We start from the raw sequence: 2,755 nt of genomic DNA on the forward strand, positions 1-2,755 counted from the left end.
ACGCGACCAGATGTTGAGTTGCCTGAGGATCACGGGAAAACGTGCGGGCGTGATTTTGAATTTCAAACATCCCGGGCCGGAGCGGGAGCGGCTCGTGCGTTGATTCGTGTGAATGGGTGTTCATTCGTGGTTCACGGATGAAATCGCTCGATCGCAAGCTGGCTGAAATCCGCGCCAACCCGCGTTCGCGCGCCTTCATCCTGGCCGACGCCAAGGACGCGGACATGGCCTTTGGGGTGCGCGCGCCCGGCCCGCGCGCGTATCTGGCCGCCCGCGGCGCGCGCCCGGCGCAATTCTCGCCGGAGGTCTGGACGCGCGAGGAATTCGGCTATCGCAACCTGCCGGAGTTCCTCGACATCATCCGCGAGGTCGTTCATCAGGGCGTGGTGGACATCATGCTCATGTCCGCCTACGTGAGCGAGCAGCTCACCATCAAGGAGGGCCTCTTCCGCCAATCCCACGTCACCCCCGCCGTGCGCGCCAACGACACCACCGACATCTGGGCCGCCCGTCATGGCAGCTACACGCGCGAGCCGGCGCTGCCGTTTCGCACGGCCAGCATAGACCACATCCAGTGTGGCCGCGTCGAGTGCGATCGCCCCACCGACGATTTTCCCGGCGCCAACCTCGGTCTGTACAGCGTCACCTGGGTCAACGACGTCGAGCGCGACCGGCTCACCCTCGAGGCCTACAAGGCCTTCCGCGAAGAGGCCGAGCGCAAGAAGTTTCGGCACTTCCTTGAGGTCTTCGATCCCAACGTGGACTCCGGCATCCCGCCGGAAAAGCTCGGCGAGTTCATCAACGACAACATCCTGCGCACCCTCGCCGGCGTGCCTGAGGCCGGGCGGCCGCTGTTTTTGAAGATCGTCTATCACGGGCCGCGCGCGCTGGAGGAACTCTGCCAGTACGACCCGAACATGGTCGTGGGCATCCTGGGTGGCGGCGCCGGCACGACCTACGACGCCTTCAAGCTCATCCACGACGCGCAGAAATACGGCGCGCGCGTGGCGCTTTTCGACGTCGCCGCCGACGGCTTGCAGGAGACGTGCAGCCGCCTCGCCGCCGACCAGGCGCTGCCCGTGACCGTCGACCTCACGCAGCCGGCCGCGGTGGAGGCGGCGGTGGCGCAGATCATGGAGCGCTGGAGACGCCTGGACGGCCTTTTCAACGCTGCGGGCGGCAGCGGACGCGCGCACGGCGACGGGCCGGTTGACCGTTGCACGCTCGAGGGCTGGCGTTGGACGCTCGACCTCAACCTGACCACCGTCTTCCTGGTCTGCAAGTATGCGACGCCTGCGCTGCTCGCCAGCCGCGGGGCCGTCGTCAACCTGGCCTCGGTGCTGGGGCTGGTGGGCGGCGACGAAGACTTCGCCACGCACGCCTACGCGGCCAGCAAAGCCGGAATCATCGGCTTGTCTCGAGCGATGGCGTCCTACTATGCGCCGCAGGGGCTGCGCGTCAACGTGATTGCGCCGGGGCTGATCGCCACGCCGATGAGCCGTCGCGCCCAGCAAGACCCGGCGATCCTGGCGCGGCTGACGCAGCTCCAGCCCCTCACCGGCGCCATGGGCATGCCGGAAGATGTGGCAAGTGCGGCGGTCTTTCTGCTGTCGGACGAGGCGCGCTTTATCACCGGCGCAGTGTTGACGGTCGACGGCGGTTGGACGGTGAGATGAGCAAGGAAGGGAAAAGAGAATGGGCAAAATTCGCACGGTGCTGGGCGACATCGAACCGACAGCCTTGGGCCTCACCTACATGCACGAGCATGTCATCACGCATCCGCCCGCCGACGTCGCCGATCGCGATCTCGCCATGGAGAGCATTGCAGCTGCGACGCGAGAGCTAACCAGTTTCTTTCTGGCCGGCGGGCGGGCGCTGGTGGAGATGACCCCGCGCGACTACGGCCGCGACCCGCAGGCGCTGCGCGAAATTTCGGCGGCGACCGGCGTGCACATCATCTGCACGACCGGCTGGCTCAAGGACAAATTCTGTCGCCGCTGGGTGGAGGAGCGCACGGTGAACGAGCTGGCGGATGAGATGATCCGCGAGATCGAGGAAGGAATCGACGGAGCCGGCGTGCGTGCAGGCGTGATCAAGGCCGGCTCCAGCCTGAACGCCATCACGCCGGCGGAGGAGAAGGTCTTTCGGGCGGCGGGCCGCGCCCATCGCGAGACCGGCGCGCTGATCAGCACGCACACGGAGAAGGGCACGATGGCGCTCGAGCAGATCGAGCTGCTGCGCCGCGAGGGCGTGTCCCCGGAGCGCATCCTGGTCGGCCATCTTGACCATAAGCCGGAGTTGGACTATTGGCGCAGCGTGGCTCAAACCGGCGCCAATTTGGGCGTTGACCAGATCGGCAAGGAAAAATATCTGCCGGACAGCCGGCGCATCGAACTGATCCTCGCCATGGTGGCCGAAGGCTACGGCGATCAACTCTGCCTCTCCGGCGACATGGCGCGCGCTTCCTACTGGCCCGCCTACGGCGGCTGGGGCGGCCCTGGGTTGACCTACATCCTGTGGCGTTTTCTGCCCTGGCTGCGCGAGCGCGGGCTGGATAGTTCGCAGATTGAGGCGATGATGGGGAAGACGCCGGCGCGGCTGTTGCAATTGGGCGTAGCTTGAAAGCGCTCTTTGTTTACGTTTTCGCAAGATGACAGAATTTTGATGCTCTGGTAGACTTTTTTAGAATTCCTGTACTTTCATCAATTTGAGCTTCCGTAGGGCTTGCGAGACGCTAAAGCCGCCCGAGATTTTA

The 2,755-nt window shown here is 65.2% G+C and carries 2 protein-coding genes; both read left to right on the forward strand.

The window, feature by feature from the left end; all coding sequences use genetic code 11:
- The first annotated feature begins 137 nt into the window (after nucleotides 1-137).
- Entirely contained in the window at nucleotides 138-1,676 is a 1,539-nt protein-coding gene (locus GXH28_RS16570) for an SDR family NAD(P)-dependent oxidoreductase (RefSeq protein WP_240550461.1), read from the forward strand.
- 19 nt (nucleotides 1,677-1,695) lie between these two features.
- Nucleotides 1,696-2,622 carry a phosphotriesterase family protein gene (locus GXH28_RS15775; RefSeq protein WP_169239964.1) on the forward strand — a complete coding sequence of 309 codons (927 nt, stop codon included), beginning with the start codon at nucleotides 1,696-1,698 and terminating at the stop codon, nucleotides 2,620-2,622.
- The last annotated feature ends 133 nt before the right edge of the window (nucleotides 2,623-2,755 follow it).

It is taken from the genome of Candidatus Roseilinea sp. NK_OTU-006 (genome assembly GCF_012931985.1).
Classification (GTDB): Bacteria; Chloroflexota; Anaerolineae; order J036; family Brachytrichaceae; genus JAAFGM01.